The sequence below is a fragment of the Streptomyces sp. NPDC005302 genome, assembly GCF_040607345.1.
Lineage (GTDB): Bacteria > Actinomycetota > Actinomycetes > Streptomycetales > Streptomycetaceae > Streptomyces.
Genome location: NZ_JBEXGN010000030.1, coordinates 42,876 through 60,785, shown reverse-complemented (window position 1 = coordinate 60,785; position 17,910 = coordinate 42,876). Strand labels below are relative to the sequence as shown.

Genomic DNA, 17,910 nt, shown 5'->3' with positions numbered 1-17,910 from the left:
GAGAAGCCGAATGGCGGCATGCACACCGGTGGCGGCGCGCTGACGACGGTCACCAACGACGACTGGTCCAAGGGCGACAAGGAAAAGGACTCCTCGGACTCCGACCAGGAGAAGTCCTGGGACTCCGGCCAGGACAAGGGCGACCACGACAAGGGCTCCGGGCACGAGAAGCCGAATGGCGGCATGCACACCGGTGGCGGCGCGCTGACGACGGTCACCAACGACGACTGGTCCAAGGGCGACAAGGAAAAGGACTCCTCGAGCTCCGAGGAGGAGAAGTCCTGGGACTCCGGCCAGGACAAGGGCGACAAGGGCTCGTGGGACGAGCACGGCAAGGACGAGGAGGAGAAGCCGCACGGCGGCATGCACACCGGTGGCGGCGGGCTCGCCACGCCGGGTGTCACGGCCGGCGGTATCGCGGTCCTCGGTCTCGCGGCCGCGGGCGTCTACACGGTGCGTCGTAGGAACGCCGAGGGCGGTGTGGCCTGACCATGCCTGACGACATAGTGGCCCGGGCCGCCACCCCACGTACTCCGTGGCGGCCCGGCCGACTTCCCGTCAGCCTCCTTGCTGCCTACGCACTGGCTCCGGGCCGCACGGGGCGCGCCCGACGCGGCGCGCCCCCGCCGCTCCTCCCGCCGACTCCGCTCCGCCGGTTCTCCCGCAGTCACCGCGCCCGCCGCACGCCCGGGGGGTGCCCGACTGCCCCGTGTTCGTTCCGCTGCCCGACCCGATGAGGTGGTGCCCGATGGCAGCCCGGTCGTCCTTTCCCGCCGAGACCCGCAACCCCCGGCGGCTCCTGACCTGGATCGTGTGGTGCGCGGGCATCGCGATCATCCTGGCCACCAGCATGTTCCGCGGTCACGACGATCCGTCCGGCCCCACCGGGGCGTCCCGCGCGGCGGCGGCCCCCGCCGCGTCGTCCTCCGCGTCCCCGCCCGCCCACCACCCGTCCGGCAAGTACCTCCCCCGGTCCGAGCCGACACGGCTGCTCATCCCGAAGATCGAAGTGGACGCGCCGTTCACCGAACTCACGATCGACGACTCGGGCCGGCTCGAACCGCCGCCGGCGGACGACGTGAACCTCGTCGGCTGGTACGCCAAGGGCGTCTCGCCCGGTGAGCGCGGAGCGGCGATCATCGCCGGGCACGTCGACACGAAGACCTCCGCCGCCGTGTTCGCCGGACTGAGCGACCTGAAGAAGGGCGACAAGTTCAGCGTCAAGCGGTCCGACGGCCGCACCGCGACGTTCGCCGTGGACAGCTCGGACACCTTCGAGAAGGACGACTTCCCCGACGAGCGCGTGTACGCCGACACCCCCGACGCCCAGGTCCGCCTGATCACCTGTGCCGGCAACTACGACCGCTCCGCCAAGGACTACACGGAGAACCTGGTGGTCTTCGCCCACCTCGTCTGACGGACGGGCCACCGGACGCCCGGCTCTCGTCCGGGACCCCGTTCACGCGTCCCCGACACCGATCCAGAAGCGGTCCTCACCGCGGATCCGGCCGTCGGGGACGCCTCCGTTGGCGTGGATCACCCGGCGGGACGCCTCGTTGTCCGCTTCGCAGGTCAGCAGGACCCGGCCGAGGCCGAGACGGCGGCATTCGGTGAGGCCGGCCGCGAGCATCCGGGTGGCGTGGCCCTGACGGCGCCAGGGGGTGACGACGTGATAGCCGACGTGGCCGCCGACCTCGGCCAGTTCGGGGGTGAGGTCGTGGCGGACGACGAGGCTGCCGAGGTAGTGCGCGCCGGAGACGTACCAGAAGACGGTGGAGGGGACACCCCAGCGGGTCCGGGTGCCGCGCCGTTCCTCGACGTAGGCCGTGAAGTTCTTCGCGGCCAGGTCGAGAGAGTCGGTACTTCTGCCCTCCGCCGCGCAGTCGGCGCGTTCACCGGCGAGGTAGGACTCCCGCACCGCCGGCGTGGGCTCCACGAGACGGGGTGGCGTGGTGAGTTCGGTCATGGGGTGAGTGTTCAGCGTGGGCCGGTACGGCGTCTCCCCCTTTTTCCATGGCAGCCTCCATGGCGGCCTCCGTGGCGGCTGTTCCACAGCGGCTTCTCATGGCGGCTTTTCATGGCGGCTCTTCCACGGCGGCGGGAGTCGGCGTGCCCGGGAGGTGTCCCCGGCCGCCGGCTCCCGCCCGGTGCGCCAGGCCCGTCAGCTCTTCGCCACGAGTTCGCGGAGCGCGATGTTGAGTTCGAGCACGTTGACCCGGGGCTCTCCGACGAAGCCGAGGGTGCGGCCGTCGGTGTGCTCGTCGACCAACTCGCGCACCTGGGCGACGGGGAGCCGGTTCTTCTCGGCGACACGGTGGATCTGGAGGTCCGCGTAGTCGGGGGAGATGTCCGGGTCCAGGCCGGAGCCGGAGGACGTGACCGCTTCGGCGGATACGTCGGAGGGCTTGACCTCGTAGTCGGCGGTCGAGTTGTCCCTGACCACGGCGGCCTTGGCGGCCTTGACCCAGGTGATCAGGTCGGCGTTGTCACCGGAGCGGTTGGTCGCGCCCGACAGGATCAGCTTGTACCGCGTGTTCACGCTGTTGGTGCCGAGGCCGTTCTGGGGGCGGCCCTGGAACCACTTCAGGTCGGGCTCGGGGGTCTCCTGGCCCTTCTTCAGCGGGAGGTTGTAGGCCTGGCCGATCAGGGAGGAGCCGACGACCTTGCCGTTCGCCGTGATCTCCGACCCGTTCGCCTTGCCGGGGAACAGGCCCTGGGCCACCCCGGTGACGGCGAGCGGGTAGATCACGCCCGTCACCACGGTGAGCACCAGGAGCGCTCGCAGGCCGGCCCACAGCAACCGGGCCGTGTTCGTAACCGAGTTGTTCATGGCGATCAGCACGCTTTCGAGGAGTTAGAGCCCGGGGACGAGGGAGATGAGCAGGTCGATGAGCTTGATGCCGATGAAGGGCGCGACCAGGCCGCCGAGGCCGTAGATCCCGAGGTTGCGCCGCAACAGCCGGTCGGCGCTGACCGGCCGGTACCGCACACCCCGCAGGGCGAGCGGGACCAGCGCGATGATGATCAGCGCGTTGAAGATCACCGCGGACAGGATCGCGGAGTCGGGCGAGGACAGGTGCATGATGTTGAGCTTGTCCAGGCCCGGGTAGACCGCGGCGAACAGCGCCGGGATGATCGCGAAGTACTTGGCGACATCGTTGGCGATCGAGAAGGTCGTCAACGCGCCCCGGGTGATCAGCAGTTGCTTGCCGATCTCGACGATCTCGATGAGCTTGGTCGGGTTGGAGTCGAGGTCGACCATGTTGCCGGCCTCCTTCGCGGCCGACGTGCCCGTGTTCATCGCCACGCCGACGTCGGCCTGCGCGAGGGCGGGCGCGTCGTTCGTGCCGTCGCCGGTCATCGCGACGAGTTTGCCGCCCGCCTGCTCCCGCTTGATGAGCGCCATCTTGTCCTCGGGAGTCGCCTCCGCGAGGAAGTCGTCGACGCCCGCCTCATCGGCGATCGCCTTCGCCGTCAGCGGGTTGTCGCCCGTGATCATGACGGTCCTGATGCCCATGCGGCGCAGTTCGTCGAACCGCTCGCGCATGCCGTCCTTGACGACGTCCTTGAGGTGGACGACGCCCAGGACGCGGGCGCCGCGCTCGTCCTCGACCGCCACGAGCAGCGGGGTGCCGCCCGCCTCGGAGATCCGGTCGGTGAGGGTGCCGGCGTCCTCGGAGACCGTGCCGCCCCGCTCCGTGACCCAGGCGGCGACCGAACCGGCCGCGCCCTTGCGGATCCTGCGCCCGTCGACGTCCACGCCCGACATACGGGTCTGGGCGGTGAAGGCGATCCACTCGGCACCGGACAGCTCGCCCTGATGGCGCTCGCGCAGCCCGTACCGCTCCTTGGCGAGGACCACGACGGAGCGGCCCTCGGGCGTCTCGTCGGCCAGCGAGGAGAGCTGGGCGGCGTCGGCGACCTCGGCCTCGGTCGTGCCCGTCACCGGGACGAACTCCGACGCCTGGCGGTTGCCGAGGGTGATGGTGCCGGTCTTGTCGAGGAGCAGGGTCGAGACGTCTCCGGCGGCCTCGACCGCCCGGCCGGACATGGCGAGGACGTTGCGCTGCACCAGCCGGTCCATGCCGGCGATGCCGATCGCGGACAGCAGCGCGCCGATGGTGGTCGGGATCAGGCAGACCAGGAGGGCCACCAGGACGACCATGGTGAGGTGCGTGCCCGCGTACCCGGCGAAGGGCGGCAGGGTGGCGACCGCGAGCAGGAAGGCGATGGTGAGGGACGCGAGCAGGATGTTCAGCGCGATCTCGTTGGGCGTCTTCTGCCGTGCGGCGCCCTCGACCAGGGCGATCATCCGGTCGATGAAGGTCTCCCCCGGCTTCGTCGTGATCTTGATGACGACGCGGTCGGAGAGGACCTTCGTGCCGCCGGTGACGGCCGAGCGGTCGCCGCCCGACTCCCGGATGACCGGGGCGGATTCGCCGGTGATGGCCGACTCGTCGACGGACGCCACGCCCTCGACGACGTCACCGTCGCCGGGGATGATGTCGCCCGCCTCGCAGACCACGAGGTCACCGACGCGCAGCCCGGTGCCGGGCACCTGTTCCTCGGTGCGGCCGTCGGCGGAGAGCCGGCGGGCGACGGTGTCGGTCTTGGCCTTGCGCAGGGTGTCGGCCTGCGCCTTGCCCCGGCCCTCGGCCACGGCCTCCGCGAGGTTGGCGAAGACGACGGTGAGCCACAGCCAGGCGCTGATCGCCCAGCCGAACCAGTCGCCCGGGTCCTTGAAGGAGAACACGGTGGTCAGTACGGAGCCGATGAGGACCACGAACATCACGGGCGACTTGACCATGATCCGCGGGTCCAGCTTGCGGAAGGCGTCGGGCAGCGACCGCAGCAGCTGCTTCGGGTCGAACAGCCCGGCGCCGACCCTTCCCTCGTCCTGGTGGTGGCCGGTCGGCAGGTCGCTGTGCGGCGCCCGGGCCGGAGTGGCTGTGGACATCGTGTCCTCTTGCTTCTCGGTACGAGTGGTCATGACGCCAGCCCCTCGGCCAGCGGGCCCAGGGCGAGGGCCGGGAAGTAGGTCAGACCGGTGATGATCAGGATCGCGCCCACCAACAGCCCGGTGAACAGGGGCTTTTCGGTGCGCAGGGTGCCCGCGGTCGCCGGGACCGGTTTCTGTTCGGCGAGCGATCCGGCGAGGGCGAGGACGAACACCATCGGCAGGAAGCGGCCGAGCAGCATCGCGAGCCCGATGGTGCTGTTGAACCACTGCGTGTCGGCGTTCAGGCCCGCGAACGCCGAGCCGTTGTTGTTGGCGCCGGAGGTGTAGGCGTAGAGGATCTCGGAGAAGCCGTGCGCGCCACTGTTCGTCATCGAGTTGCCCGGCGTGGGCAGGGCCATCGCGGCGGCGGTGAAGACGAGCACCAGCGCCGGGGTGACGAGGATGTAGATCGCCGCGAACTTGATCTCGCGCGTGCCGATCTTCTTGCCCAGGTACTCGGGGGTGCGGCCGACCATCAGGCCGGCGATGAACACCGCGATGACCGCCATGATCAGCATGCCGTAGAGGCCGGATCCGGTACCGCCGGGGGCGATCTCGCCGAGCTGCATGCCCAGCAGGGTGATGCCGCCGCCGAGACCGGTGAAGGAGGAGTGGAAGGAGTCCACCGCGCCGGTCGAGGTCAGGGTCGTGGCCACCGCGAAGATCGACGAGCCGCCGACACCGAAGCGCGTCTCCTTGCCCTCCATCGCCCCGCCGGCGATGTCGAACGCCGGGCCGTGGTGGGCGAACTCGGTCCACATCATCAGCGCCGTGAACCCGATCCAGATCGTCACCATCGTGGCGAGGATCGCGTAGCCCTGGCGCAGCGAGCCGACCATGCGGCCGAAGGTGCGGGTCAGGGCGAACGGGATGAGGAGGATCAGGAAGATCTCGAAGAGGTTGGTGAAGGGGGTGGGGTTCTCGAAGGGGTGGGCGCTGTTGGCGTTGAAGTAGCCGCCGCCGTTGGTGCCCAGCTCCTTGATGGCCTCCTGCGAGGCCACCGCACCGCCGTTCCACTGCTGCGAGCCGCCGAAGAACTGGCCGACCGCGTGGATGCCGGAGAAGTTCTGGAGGGCGCCGCACGCGACGAGCACGATCGCTGCGATCACGGCGATCGGCAGCAGGATGCGGACGGTGCCGCGCACCAGGTCGGCCCAGAAGTTGCCCAGTTCACCGGTGCGGGACCGGGCGAAGCCGCGTACGAGAGCGACGGCGACGGCGATGCCGACCGAGGCGGACAGGAAGTTCTGCACCGCGAGGCCGCCGGTCTGCACGACGTGGCCCATGGCCTGTTCGCCGTAGTACGACTGCCAGTTGGTGTTCGACACGAAGGACGCGGCGGTGTTGAAGGCCTGGTCCGGGTCGATGGCGGCGAAGCCGAGCGAGCCGGGCAGGTGTCCCTGGAGCCGCTGGAGGAGGTAGAGGAAGAGGACGCTGACCGCCGAGAAGGCGAGGACACCGCGCAGGTAGGCGGGCCAGCGCATTTCGGCGTCCGGGTTGGCGCCGATGCCCTTGTAGATCCACTTCTCGACGCGCAGGTGCTTGTCGGAGGAGTAGACCCGGGCCATGTGGTCGCCGAGGGGACGGTAGGCGAGGGCCAGTGCCGCTATGAGGGCGAGCAGCTGGAGAACGCCGGCGAGGACGGGGCTCATGACAGTGCTCAGAACCTCTCCGGGAAGACGAGGGCGAGGACGAGATAGCCCAGCAGGGCGACGGCCACGATCAGGCCGACGACGTTCTCGGCGGTCACAGCTTCGTCACCCCCTTGGCGACGAGGGCCACCAGCGCGAACACCGCGATCGTGGTGACGACGAAGGCCACGTCGGCCATCGTGAGCTCCTAGATGAGGTACGGATCGAACTGACGACTTGAGGAAACCGCCCCCACGGCCCTTTTCGGCCACCGTTGACGCCTCCCATACGGGGCGGGGCGTCCCTTTGACGCGTCTCTTACGGGACGACGCGGAACCTGCGGCGGGACGCCCCGTGGCGGCCGGTGGCGAGCGCCCCCGGCCCTGTCGCGGCATTGACGCCGCGGCACGTCAGAGACCCGTCAAGGCATGCCGGACCGGGCCTCTCGGGCGCCTACGGTCGACGGCATGGAACGTCGCGACGATCCGCGTGAAGCGGTCGAGCTGCCCCCGCCCCGGACCCCCGGTCCGGCCACGTGCCCCTCCCCGGAGGTGGCGCACGACCTCCACTGGGCCCGGGACCTGCGCAGCGCGGTCCGCTGTTCGGCCCTCCTGCTCGCCCTCCTGCTGCTGATCGACCACGCGGCAGGCGCCCTCTCCGGTCTCCGCGTCCTGCTGTGGACGGGACTCGCCGCGCTGCTCCTCCTCGTCCTGTACCCGGCCCGCGTCGCTGTCGGCGAGGGCTGGCTGAGCACGCGCGGGCTCCTCGGCACCCGGCGGGTCCGCACCGACCGCCTGATGTCGGTGCGCTGCCTGGACGGGGTCGGACAGCGGCTCGTCCTGCGCGACACCTCCGGCGCGCGCGTCGAGATCGACCCGCGTCTGCTGGTCGCCAACCCGGCGCTCTGGCACCGCCTCGACGACGACGCCCGCGTCTCCGCGCTGCGCGGCTCCCTCGTCTGCGGGACGACCGCGCTGCGCCGTCTGAGCGAGCGCGTCGAGGACGAGGCCGCACGGGCGGTGTTCAAGGTGTCCGGGCTGGACTGAGTGTCGGGACCGCCCACACCCCCCTGTCCCGGCTTACCCTCCGCCCGTGCTGAACGTGACGGGGATGCTCAAACGGCTCGTGATCGGCAGGGCGATGCGCAGCGACGAGCTGCACGGGACCCTGCTGCCCAAACGGCTCGCTCTGCCGATCTTCGCCTCCGACCCGCTGTCGTCCGTGGCCTACGCGACGCAGGAGATCCTGCTCGTCCTCACCCTCGGCGGCCTGACGTACCTGCACTTCACGCCCTGGATCGCGGGCGCCGTGGTCGTGCTCCTGACGGTGGTGGTGCTGTCCTACCGGCAGGTGGTGCACGCCTATCCGAGCGGCGGCGGCTCCTTCGAGGTGGCCTCGACGAACCTCGGTCCCTCGGCCGGTCTCGTGGTCGCCGCCTCCCTGCTGGTCGACTACGTGATGACGGTCGCCGTCTCCGTCGCCTCCGGCGTCGACAACATCATCTCGGCGATCCCCGCCCTCGCCCACCAGCGCGTCCTGATGGCCCTCGTGTTCGTCGCCGTCCTCGCCGCCATCAACCTGCGCGGGATGCGCGAGTCGGGCCAGGCCTTCGCCGCACCGACGTACCTGTTCATCGGCGGCGTCCTGATCATGGTGATCACCGGCCTCGTCCGGTACGCCCTCGGCGACGCGCCGGTCGCCGAGAGCGCCGCCTACGGAGTCCGGCCCGCCCCGTCCGACGCCCATCTGGCGGGCCTCGCGCTGGTGATGCTGGTGCTGCGCGCGTTCTCCTCCGGCTGTACGGCGCTGACCGGTGTGGAGGCGATCTCCAACGGCGTACCGGCGTTCCGCAAGCCCAAGTCGCGCAACGCGGCCACGACACTCGCGGCGATGGGCGGCCTCGCCGTCCTCATGTTCGTCGGGGTCACCACGCTGGCGCTGGTCGCCAAGGTGCACATCACGGACGACTCCTGCCGGCTCACCGGGCTGAGCGACTGCGCCACGTACACGCAGCGCACGGTCATCGCGCAGATCGCGGCGGCGGTGTTCGGCGGCGAGAGCAGCTTCGGCTTCTACTTCATCCAGGCCGTGACGGCCCTCGTCCTGATCCTCGCCGCGAACACCGCCTTCAACGGCTTCCCGCTGCTGGCCTCGATCCTCGCCCAGCACCGCTACCTGCCCCACCAGCTGCACAACCGGGGCGACCGGCTGGCCTTCTCCAACGGCATCCTGGCCCTGGCGATCGTCGCGGCCCTGCTGCTGTGGGGCTACCGGGCGAACGTCACCAGCCTCATCCACCTGTACATCCTCGGCGTGTTCACCTCCTTCACGCTGTCCCAGCTCGGCATGGTGCGGCACTGGAACAGAGCGCTGCGCACGGAGCCCGACCCGGCCGCCCGGCGCCGCCGGCACACGGCGCGCGTCATCAACGCGGTGGGCGCGGTCTTCACCGGGATCGTCCTCGTCATCGTCCTGGTCACCAAGTTCACCCAGGGAGCGTGGCTGGCCGTCCTCGCGGCGGCCGTGCTGTGGGTGCTGATGCGCGCGATCAGGCGCCACTACGACGCCACGGCGGCCGAGCTGGCGGTGACCGACCCGCGCGCCGAACTCGTACCGCCCGGCCGGGTCCTGGCGATCGTCCTCGTCTCCAAGGTCCACAAGCCGACCCTGCGGGCCCTGGCCTACGCCCGCGCCGTCCACCCCGACCGGCTGGAGGCCCTGACCGTCTCCGTCGACCAGGAGGCGACGGACGAGCTGCTGCGGCACTGGGAGGAGTTCGCCATCGACGTGCCGCTGAAGGTCGTCGACTCCCCCTACCGCGAGATCACCAGACCGGTGGTCGGATACGTGCGCTCGGTGCGCCGCGAGAGCCCCCGCGACGTCGTCGCCGTCTTCATCCCCGAGTACGTCGTCGGCCACTGGTGGGAGAACGCCCTGCACAACCAGTCCGCCCTGTGGCTCAAGAGCCGGCTGCTGTTCACCCCGGGCGTGATGGTGACGAGCGTGCCCTGGCAGCTCAGCTCCTCCGCACACGCGAACCGGCCGACGCGCCGTGCGCCGGGTGCCGTCCGCCGGGGCGAGCCGGTCCCGCCGCAACCCGCACGGCAGGGACGCCCGTAGCCGCCCCTCCGCGTCCCCGGAATGCGCGACCAGCGGGTCTTAACGCAAGCTTGACGCGTGGGCCCCCGGCAGGCGTGGGCCCATGGATCACTCTCTGCATACGCTGATGACGCCGTCTCCTCGATGGCCGGAAACGATCGCCGAGCCGTACGTCTGGAGAGCCGCCGATGGCCAGCCCCGAGCACGCCCCGCCGAGCCGGTTGCGCGCCTGGATGCTGGAAGGCCTGTCCGACATGGGCAAGGGCAAGGGCCGACAACTGCCCCGGCCCGCCGAGCCCGCGCCCCTCCACAAGGGCCAGCGCTGGTGGCGCGTCATGTGCCTGACCGGCGTCGACTACTTCTCCACCCTCGGCTACCAGCCGGGCATCGCCGCCCTCGCCGCCGGCCTCCTCTCCCCCGTCGCCACCGTCGTCCTCGTCGTCGTCACCCTCGCGGGCGCACTGCCGGTCTACCGCCGCGTGGCCGAGGAGAGCCCGCACGGCGAAGGCTCGATCTCGATGCTCGAACGGCTCCTGTCGTTCTGGCAGGGCAAGCTCTTCGTCCTCACCCTGCTCGGCTTCGCCGCCACCGACTTCCTCATCACCATCACCCTCTCGGCGGCCGACGCCTCCACCCACCTGGTGGAGAACCCCCACCTGAACGGCGCCCTGCACGACAAGCAGATGGTGATCACCCTCGCCCTCGTCGCCCTGCTCGGCGCCGTCTTCCTCAAGGGCTTCCTGGAGGCCGTCGGCGTCGCCGTGGTGCTGGTGGGCATCTACCTCGGCCTCAACGTGGTGGTCGCGGTGACCGGCCTGTGGGAGGTCGCCACCCACGGACACGTCGTCACCGACTGGTCCACCGCCCTGACCGCCGAACACGGCAACGTCCTCGCGATGGTCGGCGTGGCCCTGCTGGTCTTCCCGAAACTCGCCCTCGGCCTCTCCGGCTTCGAGACCGGCGTCGCCGTCATGCCACACGTCGAGGGCGACTCCGGCGACACCGAGGAGAACCCGGCAGGACGCATCCGCGGCACGAAGAAGCTGCTCACCACCGCCGCCGTGATCATGAGCGTGTTCCTCATCGTGACCAGCTTCATCACCACCGTGCTGATCCCCGAGAAGGAGTTCGACTCGGGCGGCCAGGCCAACGGCCGCGCCCTCGCCTACCTGGCCCACGAGTACCTCGGCAACGCCTTCGGCACCGTCTACGACGTCTCCACCATCGCCATCCTGTGGTTCGCCGGAGCCTCCGCCATGGCCGGACTCCTGAACCTCATGCCGCGCTACCTCCCCCGCTACGGCATGGCCCCGCACTGGGCACGCGCCGTCCGCCCCATGGTGATCGTCTTCATCCTGATCGCGTTCCTCGTCACCTGGATCTTCGACGCCGACGTCGACGCCCAGGGCGGCGCCTACGCCACCGGCGTCCTCGTCCTGATCAGCTCCGCCGCCATCGCCGTCACCATCGCCGCCCGCAAGGCCCGCCAGAAACACTGGACCATCGCCTTCGCCGTCATCTCGGCGGTCTTCCTCTACACGACCGTCGTCAACGTCATCGAACGCCCCGACGGCGTCAAGATCGGCGCCTGCTTCATCGCCGGCATCATCCTCGTCTCCTTCCTCTCCCGGCTCGCCCGCGCCTTCGAGTTGCGCGTCACCAGCGTGACCGTGGACCCGATGGCCGAACGGTTCGTCCGCGACATCGCGAGCCGGCGCATCCGGTTCATCGCCAACGAACCCGACAACCGCGACATCGCCGAGTACCGCGAGAAGGTCGAGCAGATCCGCGCCGACCACGACCTCCCCGCCCAGGAGGACTTCGTCTTCCTCGAGGTCACCGTCCTCGACCCCTCCGAGTTCGAGTCGGTCATGAACGTACGCGGCGAGGTGCTGCACGGCCGCTACCGCGTCCTCACCCTGGAGTCCTCCTCCATCCCCAACGCGCTCGCCGCCCTGCTCCTGCACGTCCGCGACACCACCGGCTGCATCCCGCACGTCTACTTCGAATGGACCGAGGGCAACCCGTTCACCAACTTCCTACGGTTCTTCCTCTTCGGTCAGGGTGAGGTCGCCCCCGTCACCCGCGAGGTGCTCCGCGAGGCCGAACCAGACCGCGCCCGCCGCCCCCGCGTCCACGTCGGCTGACCCGCCCGACGGAGTGAGAGGCCGGTAAGAAGCCCGCCCCCGGACCCGCCCGACGGGCCGCACCCGCCCGGTGCTTGGCAGACTGGCCGGGTGCCCCAGACTGTGCTGCTCGCCGAGGACGACCGCGCCATCCGTCACGCCCTGGAAAGGGCGCTGACCCTGGAGGGCTACCAGGTGACGGCCGTCGCCGACGGCGTGGAGGCACTGGCCCAGGCCCACCGCACCCCACCGGACGTCCTCGTCCTCGACGTGATGATGCCCGGCATCGACGGCCTCCAGGTGTGCCGCGTCCTGCGCGCCGAGGGCGACCGCACCCCGATCCTCATGCTCACCGCACTCGTCGAGACCGCCGACCGCATCGCCGGCCTCGACGCGGGCGCCGACGACTACGTGGTCAAACCGTTCGACGTCGAAGAGGTCTTCGCCCGGCTGCGCGCGCTGCTGCGCCGCACCGGGAGCGGCCCCCTCGACGAGAGCACGGCGCCCGCGCCGCGCGAGCCGCGCGCCACCGCCGGGCAGATCTCCGTCGCCGGGCTGCGCATGGACGTCCAGGCCCGCCGGGTCTGGCGCGGGCAGCGCGAGCTGGAGCTGACCCGGACCGAGTTCGAACTCCTCGAACTCCTCGTCCGCAACGCCGGCATCGTCCTCGACCACTCCACGATCTACGACCGCATCTGGGGCTACGACTTCGGCCCCGGCTCCAAGAACCTCGCCGTCTACGTCGGCTACCTCCGCCGCAAGCTCGACGAGCCGGGAGCCCCGTCCCTGATCCACACCGTCCGCGGCGTCGGCTACGTCCTGCGGGAGGACTGAGTGCCCCCGGGTCCGGCGGACCCCGAACCGGGCCGGACGGCCCGGCCCGGCGACGAGAGACCGCTGACCGGTGCGGCCCGGCAGCGCCTCGGCGGCGGACCGGGACCCTCGTGGGGATCCCGGTTCCCCGGCACGTCCGCACGGCTGCGGCAGCTGTCGTCCCTGCGCGCCGTGTTCACCGTCTCCTTCGCGGCCGTCGCCGCCGCCGTCACCGTCCTCGTCGGCTTCCTCAGCTACGACGCCGCCGCCCGCCTGGTACGCGTCGACCAGCAGACCGTCTTCGCCGAGGTCGTCCAGGACCTGCGCGACCAGGTACGCGAAAACCCGCTGCGACCGCAGGACTTCGCCGCCTCCGACCCCGACCACGACGGCCCGCTCGACGACATCATCCGGCCCAGCCGGACCGACGTGCAGGTACTCGGGCGGGGTGGCACGGTCGTCGACCGCGGCACCCCGCCCCTGCCCGTGGACAGCCACGACCGGGCCATCTCCGACGACGCCACCGCCGGAAAGGTCGAGGAGCACAAGGACGTCGACGTCACCGGCGCCCGCTACCGGCTCGCGACCGTCTCCCTCGGCGGCGGGCGCGGCTCGGTCCAGGTCGCCCAGCAGTTCAGTGACACGGAGGACCTGCTGCGTGAGCTCCAGCAGCGGACCGTGCTGCTCGTCGGGGCCGTCGTCATCGCCGCCGGGCTCTTCGGCTGGTGGCTGGCCCGTCGCATCACCCGGCGGCTGGTGCGGCTCGCCGGGGCCGCCGAGGACGTGGCGCGCACCGGGCATCTCGGCATCCAGGTGCCGGTCACCGGCTACGACGAGGTGGGCCGGCTCGGGCGCTCCTTCGACCGGATGCTCGGCCGCCTCGCCCAGTCCGAGGAGGACCAGCGCCGCCTGGTCCAGGACGCGGGCCACGAACTCCGCACACCGCTGACCTCGCTGCGGACGAACATCTCCATGCTCCGCCGGATCGACGAGCTGCCGCCGGACGCGCGTGAGGAACTCGTCGCCGATCTGGCCCTGGAGTCCCGCGAGCTGACCGACCTGGTCAACGAACTGGTCGCCCTCGCGGCCGGCCAGTCCGACACCGAGCCCGTACGACGCCTCGACCTCGCCGAACTCGCCGAGGACGCCGTGATCGTCGCGCGTCGGCGCACCGGCCGGGAGATCACCCTCGACGTCACCGGGGACACCACGGTCGACGGCCGCCCGACCGCCCTCCAGCGCGCGGTCTCCAACCTCGTGGAGAACGCGGCCAAGTTCGACCGCGGCGGCACGTCACCGATCGAGGTGGTGGTGACCGGGCGCGCCGGTGAACCCGGTGGCCGCCCCGGCCCGGTGCGCGTCGAGGTCCTCGACCGCGGTCCCGGCATCGGCGAGGACGACCTCGTCCGCGTCTTCGACCGCTTCTACCGCGCCGCCGACGCCCGCAGCCTGCCCGGCTCGGGCCTCGGCCTGTCCATCGTCCGCGAGGTGGCCACGGCCCACGGAGGCACCCCGTTCGCCCACGCCCGCCCCGGCGGCGGCACAGTAATCGGCTTCACAACAGGCGCCTGAGCCCCGGAGGGCCCAGATTTCCAGCCCCTCCGGCGCTTGAGGAGCGGGGCCTGCGCGGAACCCCAGCCGCTGAATTTCCAGCCCCTCCGGCGCTTGAGGAGCGGGGTCCGGGGCGGCGCCCCAGGTCGGGACGGGTAGGGGCGGAGGGGGCGAAAGAACGCCTACCGCCGCAGCGCCGCGAGCTGCTCCTCGAAGGGGACCACCCGCAACCCGTCTCCGCGAGCACCCACGCTCCCCTGAGCGGGGACGGATGAGCCGGACGCGCCCGCAGCCGGAGTGCTGGACCCGGACTCGGCCCTGCCGGGGGCAGCAGGCGCCGCCCCACCCACCAGGGCGGACATCAGAACCGCCAGCTCCCCCGAAGCCCGCTCGATCCGCTCGGCGAGCCCCTCGGCCCCCCAGTCCTCCGAAGCCGCGTACACCCCGGTGGGCACGACCACGGCCCGCAGATAGGCGAACAGGGGCCGCAGCGCGTGTTCGAGGACCAGCGAGTGCCGCCCGGTCCCCCCGGTCGCCCCGATCAGCACCGGCTTCCCGGCCAACGCGTCCTTGTCGAGCACGTCGAAGAAGGACTTGAACAGCCCGCTGTACGAGGCGGAGAACACCGGGGTGACGACGATCAGCCCGTCCGCCGAGGTCACGTCGTCGATCGCGGCGGACAGGGCCCGCCCGGGAAACCCGTTGGTGAGGTTGTGCGCGATCTCGACGGCGAGGTCGCGCAGTTCGACGACCTGTACGTCAACGGGGCCGGACGCCCGGCCGGCGGTCGCGGCCGCCAGCCGGTCGGCCAGCAGCCGTGTGGACGACGGAACACTCAGCCCCGCCGAGACGACGACGAGCTTCATGCGACGGTCACCTCTTCCTGGGCGGCGGCCACCCGGGCCGCATGGGTCGGCGCGTCCGGCACGTCGGCCGGCCGCCCCTTGGCGAACTCCTCGCGCAGCACCGGCACGACCTGCTCGCCGAGGAGGTCGAGCTGCTCCAGCACGGTCTTGAGGGGCAGCCCGGCGTGGTCCATCAGGAACAGCTGGCGCTGGTAGTCACCGGCGTAGTCGCGGAACGCCAGGGTCTTCTCGATCACCTGCTGCGGCGAGCCGACGGTCAGCGGGGTCTGCTCGGTGAAGTCCTCCAGCGAGGGCCCGTGTCCGTACACCGGCGCGTTGTCGAAGTACGGACGGAACTCCCGTACCGCGTCCTGCGAGTTGGGCCGCATGAAGACCTGGCCCCCGAGGCCGACGATCGCCTGCTCGGCGGTGCCGTGGCCGTAGTGCGCGTACCGCTCGCGGTAGAGCTCGACCATCTGCCTGGTGTGGTCGGCGGGCCAGAAGATGTTGTTGTGGAAGAAGCCGTCCCCGTAGTAGGCGGCCTGCTCGGCGATCTCCGGCGAGCGGATGGAGCCGTGCCAGACGAAGGGCGCGACCCCGTCCAGCGGACGCGGCGTCGACGTGAACGACTGGAGCGGCGTACGGAACTTGCCCTCCCACGTCACCACGTCCTCGCGCCACAGCCGGTGCAGCAGCGCGTAGTTCTCGACGGCGAGGTTGATGCCCTCGCGGATGTCCTTGCCGAACCACGGATAGACGGGTCCGGTGTTGCCGCGCCCCATCATCAGGTCGACGCGTCCGTCCGCGAGGTGCTGGAGCATCGCGAAGTCCTCGGCGATCTTCACCGGGTCGTTGGTGGTGATCAGCGTCGTGGACGTGGACAGGACGAGCTTCTCGGTGCGCGCCGCTATGTAGCCGAGCATGGTGGTCGGGGACGACGGCACGAACGGCGGGTTGTGGTGCTCCCCGGTCGCGAAGACGTCGAGACCGACCTCCTCGGCCTTCTGCGCGATGGCGACCATGGCCTTGATGCGCTCGTGCTCGCTCGGCTCCCGGCCCGTGGTCGGGTCCGGAGTCACATCGCCGACGCTGAAGATCCCGAACTGCATGGTCGCTCACCCTCCAAGTTGTTGACGGTTCAACTATACCCTCGAACCACCTCCCCGCCCCAGGTATTCCGCGACGACCTTCCGCGACGGCCCCCTCCGGCACAGACCGCCCCCACGCCCCCTACCGCCCACCCGCACATCCCGCCCTCGCGGCGCCTCCTCACGCAAACCGCTTGACCGCACCCCGGCCCATGCGCGACATTTATCTGCGTGACACAGACATTGCACGACGCAGATGAAAATACCCTGCGAAGCACCCCGCATCCGCCCGCCCGCACCCGCTGGGCGATCCTCGGCGTGGTCCTCGCCGCCGACGTCCTGGACCTCCTCGACGGCACCATCACGAACATCGCCGCCCCGACCATCACCCACGACCTCGGCGGCGGCACCGCCCTCGTCCAGTGGCTCGGCGCCTCCTACGCCCTCGCGCTCGGCGTCCTGCTCGTACTCGGCGGACGGCTCGGCGACCTGTACGGCCGCCGCCGGCTCTTCCTCACCGGGCTCGCCGGCTTCACCGCCGCCTCGGTCGCCTGCGGCCTGGCCCCGACACCGGGCACGCTCGTCGCCGCCCGCCTCGTCCAGGGCGCCTTCGGCGCGCTCGTCATCCCGCAGGGCTTCGGCATCCTCGGCGCGACCTGGCCCCGCGCCCAGATCGGCAAGGCCTACAGCCTCTTCGGACCGGTGATGGGACTGTCCGCCGTCGGCGGCCCGATCCTCGCCGGGCTTCTCATCGACGCGGACCTCGCCGGACTCGGCTGGCGCCCGATGTTCCTCATCAACCTCGTCCTCGGCGGTGCCGCCCTGCTCGCCGCCGCCCGGCTGCTCCCCCACGACACCGGTGACCGCACCACCAGCGTCGACATCCCCGGCTCCGCACTCCTCGGCGCCACCATGCTCGCCCTGCTCACCGGCCTCATCCAGGGCTCGGCGCACGGCTGGACCGCGCTCCCCGTACTCGCCCTGGCCGCCGGCCTCGCACTCTTCGCCGCGTTCTGCCACCGCCAGCGCACCGCGCCCAGCCCGCTGATCCGGCCCTCACTCCTGCACAACCGCGGCTTCACCTCGGGACTGGTCCTCGGCATCGTCTTCTTCGCCGCCGTGGCCGGCCTCCTCTACGTCGTCTCCCTCTTCCTCCAGCAGGGCCTCGGCCGCTCCCCCGCGGGCGCCGCACTCGCCCTGATGCCCCTGTCCGCGGGCATCGTCATCGCCTCGATCGCCTGCTACCGCCTGATCGCCCGACTGGGCCGCCGCCTCGTCCTGATCGGCTTCCTCGTCACACTCGCCGGAACGCTCCACCTCCTCGCCCTGGTCTCCACCTCCGGGACCGGCACCGGAAGCTGGGCCCTGGTGCCGCCCCTGTTCGTCATCGGGCTGGGCATGGGCGCCTGCTTCGGCTCGCTCTACGACGTCACCATCGGCGACATCGCCCCCGCCGAGGCCGGCAGTGCGGGCGGCTCGCTCGGCGCGGTCCAGCAACTCGCCAACGCCCTCGGAGCCGCCGCCGTCACCAGCGTCTACTTCCACTCCGGCGGCGGCGAGGCCCACGCCACCACCGTGAGCCTCACCGTCATCGCCGCGATCACCCTCCTGTGCTGCCCCCTCGTACGCCTGCTGCCGCTGAAGGCACCCGAGGACCAGCATCACTAGGGCCAGTCGTCCCGGTCATGTCGCGCGGCCCGGCCCGATCTTGCGGAGGGGCCCGGCCCGACCGACAGGACACCGCCTCCCGAGCCGCCC

The 17,910-nt window shown here is 71.1% G+C and carries 15 protein-coding genes; 8 read left to right on the top strand and 7 right to left on the bottom strand.

What is annotated here, in order from left to right:
• A partial coding sequence (locus ABZT74_RS31600; RefSeq protein WP_356440546.1) for a hypothetical protein occupies positions 1 to 489 on the top strand: 489 nt, incomplete at its 5' end.
• Between the two features lie 259 nt (positions 490 to 748).
• On the top strand, positions 749 to 1,417 hold the full coding sequence (locus tag ABZT74_RS31595; protein WP_356176544.1) for a class F sortase: 669 nt from the start codon (positions 749 to 751) through the stop codon (positions 1,415 to 1,417).
• 42 nt (positions 1,418 to 1,459) lie between these two features.
• On the opposite strand, the gene ABZT74_RS31590 is transcribed toward ABZT74_RS31595, so the two are convergent.
• The 5 genes from ABZT74_RS31590 to kdpF all read right to left on the bottom strand — a co-directional run bounded on the left by ABZT74_RS31590 (position 1,460) and on the right by kdpF (position 6,749).
• Positions 1,460 to 1,966, bottom strand: a complete 507-nt coding sequence (locus ABZT74_RS31590) for a GNAT family N-acetyltransferase (protein WP_356440543.1) — start codon at positions 1,964 to 1,966, stop codon at positions 1,460 to 1,462.
• Positions 1,967 to 2,161: 195 nt separating this feature from the next.
• Complete coding sequence (locus ABZT74_RS31585; RefSeq protein ID WP_356440540.1) at positions 2,162 to 2,830, bottom strand: potassium-transporting ATPase subunit C; 669 nt, start codon at positions 2,828 to 2,830, stop codon at positions 2,162 to 2,164.
• A 24-nt stretch (positions 2,831 to 2,854) separates the two neighbouring features.
• A complete protein-coding gene (gene kdpB, locus ABZT74_RS31580) occupies positions 2,855 to 4,990 on the bottom strand; it encodes a potassium-transporting ATPase subunit KdpB (RefSeq protein ID WP_356440537.1) in 2,136 nt (711 codons plus the stop codon).
• On the bottom strand, positions 4,987 to 6,651 hold the full coding sequence (gene kdpA / locus ABZT74_RS31575; RefSeq protein WP_356440534.1) for a potassium-transporting ATPase subunit KdpA: 1,665 nt from the start codon (positions 6,649 to 6,651) through the stop codon (positions 4,987 to 4,989). The genes kdpB and kdpA overlap by 4 nt, the downstream gene beginning before the upstream one ends.
• An 8-nt stretch (positions 6,652 to 6,659) precedes the next feature.
• The gene (gene kdpF, locus ABZT74_RS31570; protein ID WP_037896654.1) at positions 6,660 to 6,749 is read right to left on the bottom strand and encodes a K(+)-transporting ATPase subunit F; all 90 of its coding nucleotides are present in this window, start codon (positions 6,747 to 6,749) and stop codon (positions 6,660 to 6,662) included.
• Between the two features lie 348 nt (positions 6,750 to 7,097).
• Here kdpF and ABZT74_RS31565 point away from each other — a divergent pair, with 348 nt between their 5' ends.
• From ABZT74_RS31565 to ABZT74_RS31545, 5 genes are all read left to right on the top strand, one after another.
• On the top strand, positions 7,098 to 7,676 hold the full coding sequence (locus tag ABZT74_RS31565; protein ID WP_356440531.1) for a hypothetical protein: 579 nt from the start codon (positions 7,098 to 7,100) through the stop codon (positions 7,674 to 7,676).
• 64 nt (positions 7,677 to 7,740) lie between these two features.
• Complete coding sequence (locus ABZT74_RS31560) at positions 7,741 to 9,750, top strand: APC family permease (RefSeq protein ID WP_356176616.1); 2,010 nt, start codon at positions 7,741 to 7,743, stop codon at positions 9,748 to 9,750.
• A 167-nt stretch (positions 9,751 to 9,917) separates the two neighbouring features.
• Positions 9,918 to 11,876 carry an amino acid transporter gene (locus ABZT74_RS31555; protein WP_356440528.1) on the top strand — a complete coding sequence of 653 codons (1,959 nt, stop codon included), beginning with the start codon at positions 9,918 to 9,920 and terminating at the stop codon, positions 11,874 to 11,876.
• 90 nt (positions 11,877 to 11,966) lie between these two features.
• A complete protein-coding gene (locus tag ABZT74_RS31550; RefSeq protein WP_356440525.1) occupies positions 11,967 to 12,689 on the top strand; it encodes a response regulator transcription factor in 723 nt (240 codons plus the stop codon).
• A gap of 144 nt (positions 12,690 to 12,833) precedes the next feature.
• The gene (locus tag ABZT74_RS31545; protein ID WP_355880757.1) at positions 12,834 to 14,240 is read left to right on the top strand and encodes a HAMP domain-containing sensor histidine kinase; all 1,407 of its coding nucleotides are present in this window, start codon (positions 12,834 to 12,836) and stop codon (positions 14,238 to 14,240) included.
• A 161-nt stretch (positions 14,241 to 14,401) separates the two neighbouring features.
• On the opposite strand, the gene ABZT74_RS31540 is transcribed toward ABZT74_RS31545, so the two are convergent.
• Both ABZT74_RS31540 and ABZT74_RS31535 read right to left on the bottom strand, forming a co-directional pair.
• Positions 14,402 to 15,085: an FMN reductase gene (locus ABZT74_RS31540; RefSeq protein WP_356440522.1), complete on the bottom strand. Its 684-nt coding sequence runs from the start codon at positions 15,083 to 15,085 to the stop codon at positions 14,402 to 14,404.
• On the bottom strand, positions 15,082 to 16,173 hold the full coding sequence (locus tag ABZT74_RS31535; protein ID WP_355880630.1) for an LLM class flavin-dependent oxidoreductase: 1,092 nt from the start codon (positions 16,171 to 16,173) through the stop codon (positions 15,082 to 15,084). Before ABZT74_RS31535 ends, ABZT74_RS31540 begins: the two co-directional genes overlap by 4 nt.
• Before the next feature lie 210 nt (positions 16,174 to 16,383).
• On the opposite strand from ABZT74_RS31535, the gene ABZT74_RS31530 reads away from it, so the two are divergent.
• Complete coding sequence (locus ABZT74_RS31530) at positions 16,384 to 17,820, top strand: MFS transporter (protein ID WP_356440519.1); 1,437 nt, start codon at positions 16,384 to 16,386, stop codon at positions 17,818 to 17,820.
• The last annotated feature ends 90 nt before the right edge of the window (positions 17,821 to 17,910 follow it).

Excerpts from the sequence above, each read along its gene's own strand:
- ABZT74_RS31595 (WP_356176544.1), top strand. The coding sequence starts at position 749 with ATGGCAGCCCGGTCGTCCTTTCCCGCCGAGACCCGCAACCCCCGGCGG.
- ABZT74_RS31590 (WP_356440543.1), bottom strand. The coding sequence starts at position 1,966 with ATGACCGAACTCACCACGCCACCCCGTCTCGTGGAGCCCACGCCGGCG.
- ABZT74_RS31585 (WP_356440540.1), bottom strand. The coding sequence starts at position 2,830 with ATGAACAACTCGGTTACGAACACGGCCCGGTTGCTGTGGGCCGGCCTG.
- kdpB (WP_356440537.1), bottom strand. The coding sequence starts at position 4,990 with ATGACCACTCGTACCGAGAAGCAAGAGGACACGATGTCCACAGCCACT.
- kdpA (WP_356440534.1), bottom strand. The coding sequence starts at position 6,651 with ATGAGCCCCGTCCTCGCCGGCGTTCTCCAGCTGCTCGCCCTCATAGCG.
- ABZT74_RS31565 (WP_356440531.1), top strand. The coding sequence starts at position 7,098 with ATGGAACGTCGCGACGATCCGCGTGAAGCGGTCGAGCTGCCCCCGCCC.
- ABZT74_RS31560 (WP_356176616.1), top strand. The coding sequence starts at position 7,741 with ATGCTCAAACGGCTCGTGATCGGCAGGGCGATGCGCAGCGACGAGCTG.
- ABZT74_RS31555 (WP_356440528.1), top strand. The coding sequence starts at position 9,918 with ATGGCCAGCCCCGAGCACGCCCCGCCGAGCCGGTTGCGCGCCTGGATG.
- ABZT74_RS31540 (WP_356440522.1), bottom strand. The coding sequence starts at position 15,085 with ATGAAGCTCGTCGTCGTCTCGGCGGGGCTGAGTGTTCCGTCGTCCACA.
- ABZT74_RS31535 (WP_355880630.1), bottom strand. The coding sequence starts at position 16,173 with ATGCAGTTCGGGATCTTCAGCGTCGGCGATGTGACTCCGGACCCGACC.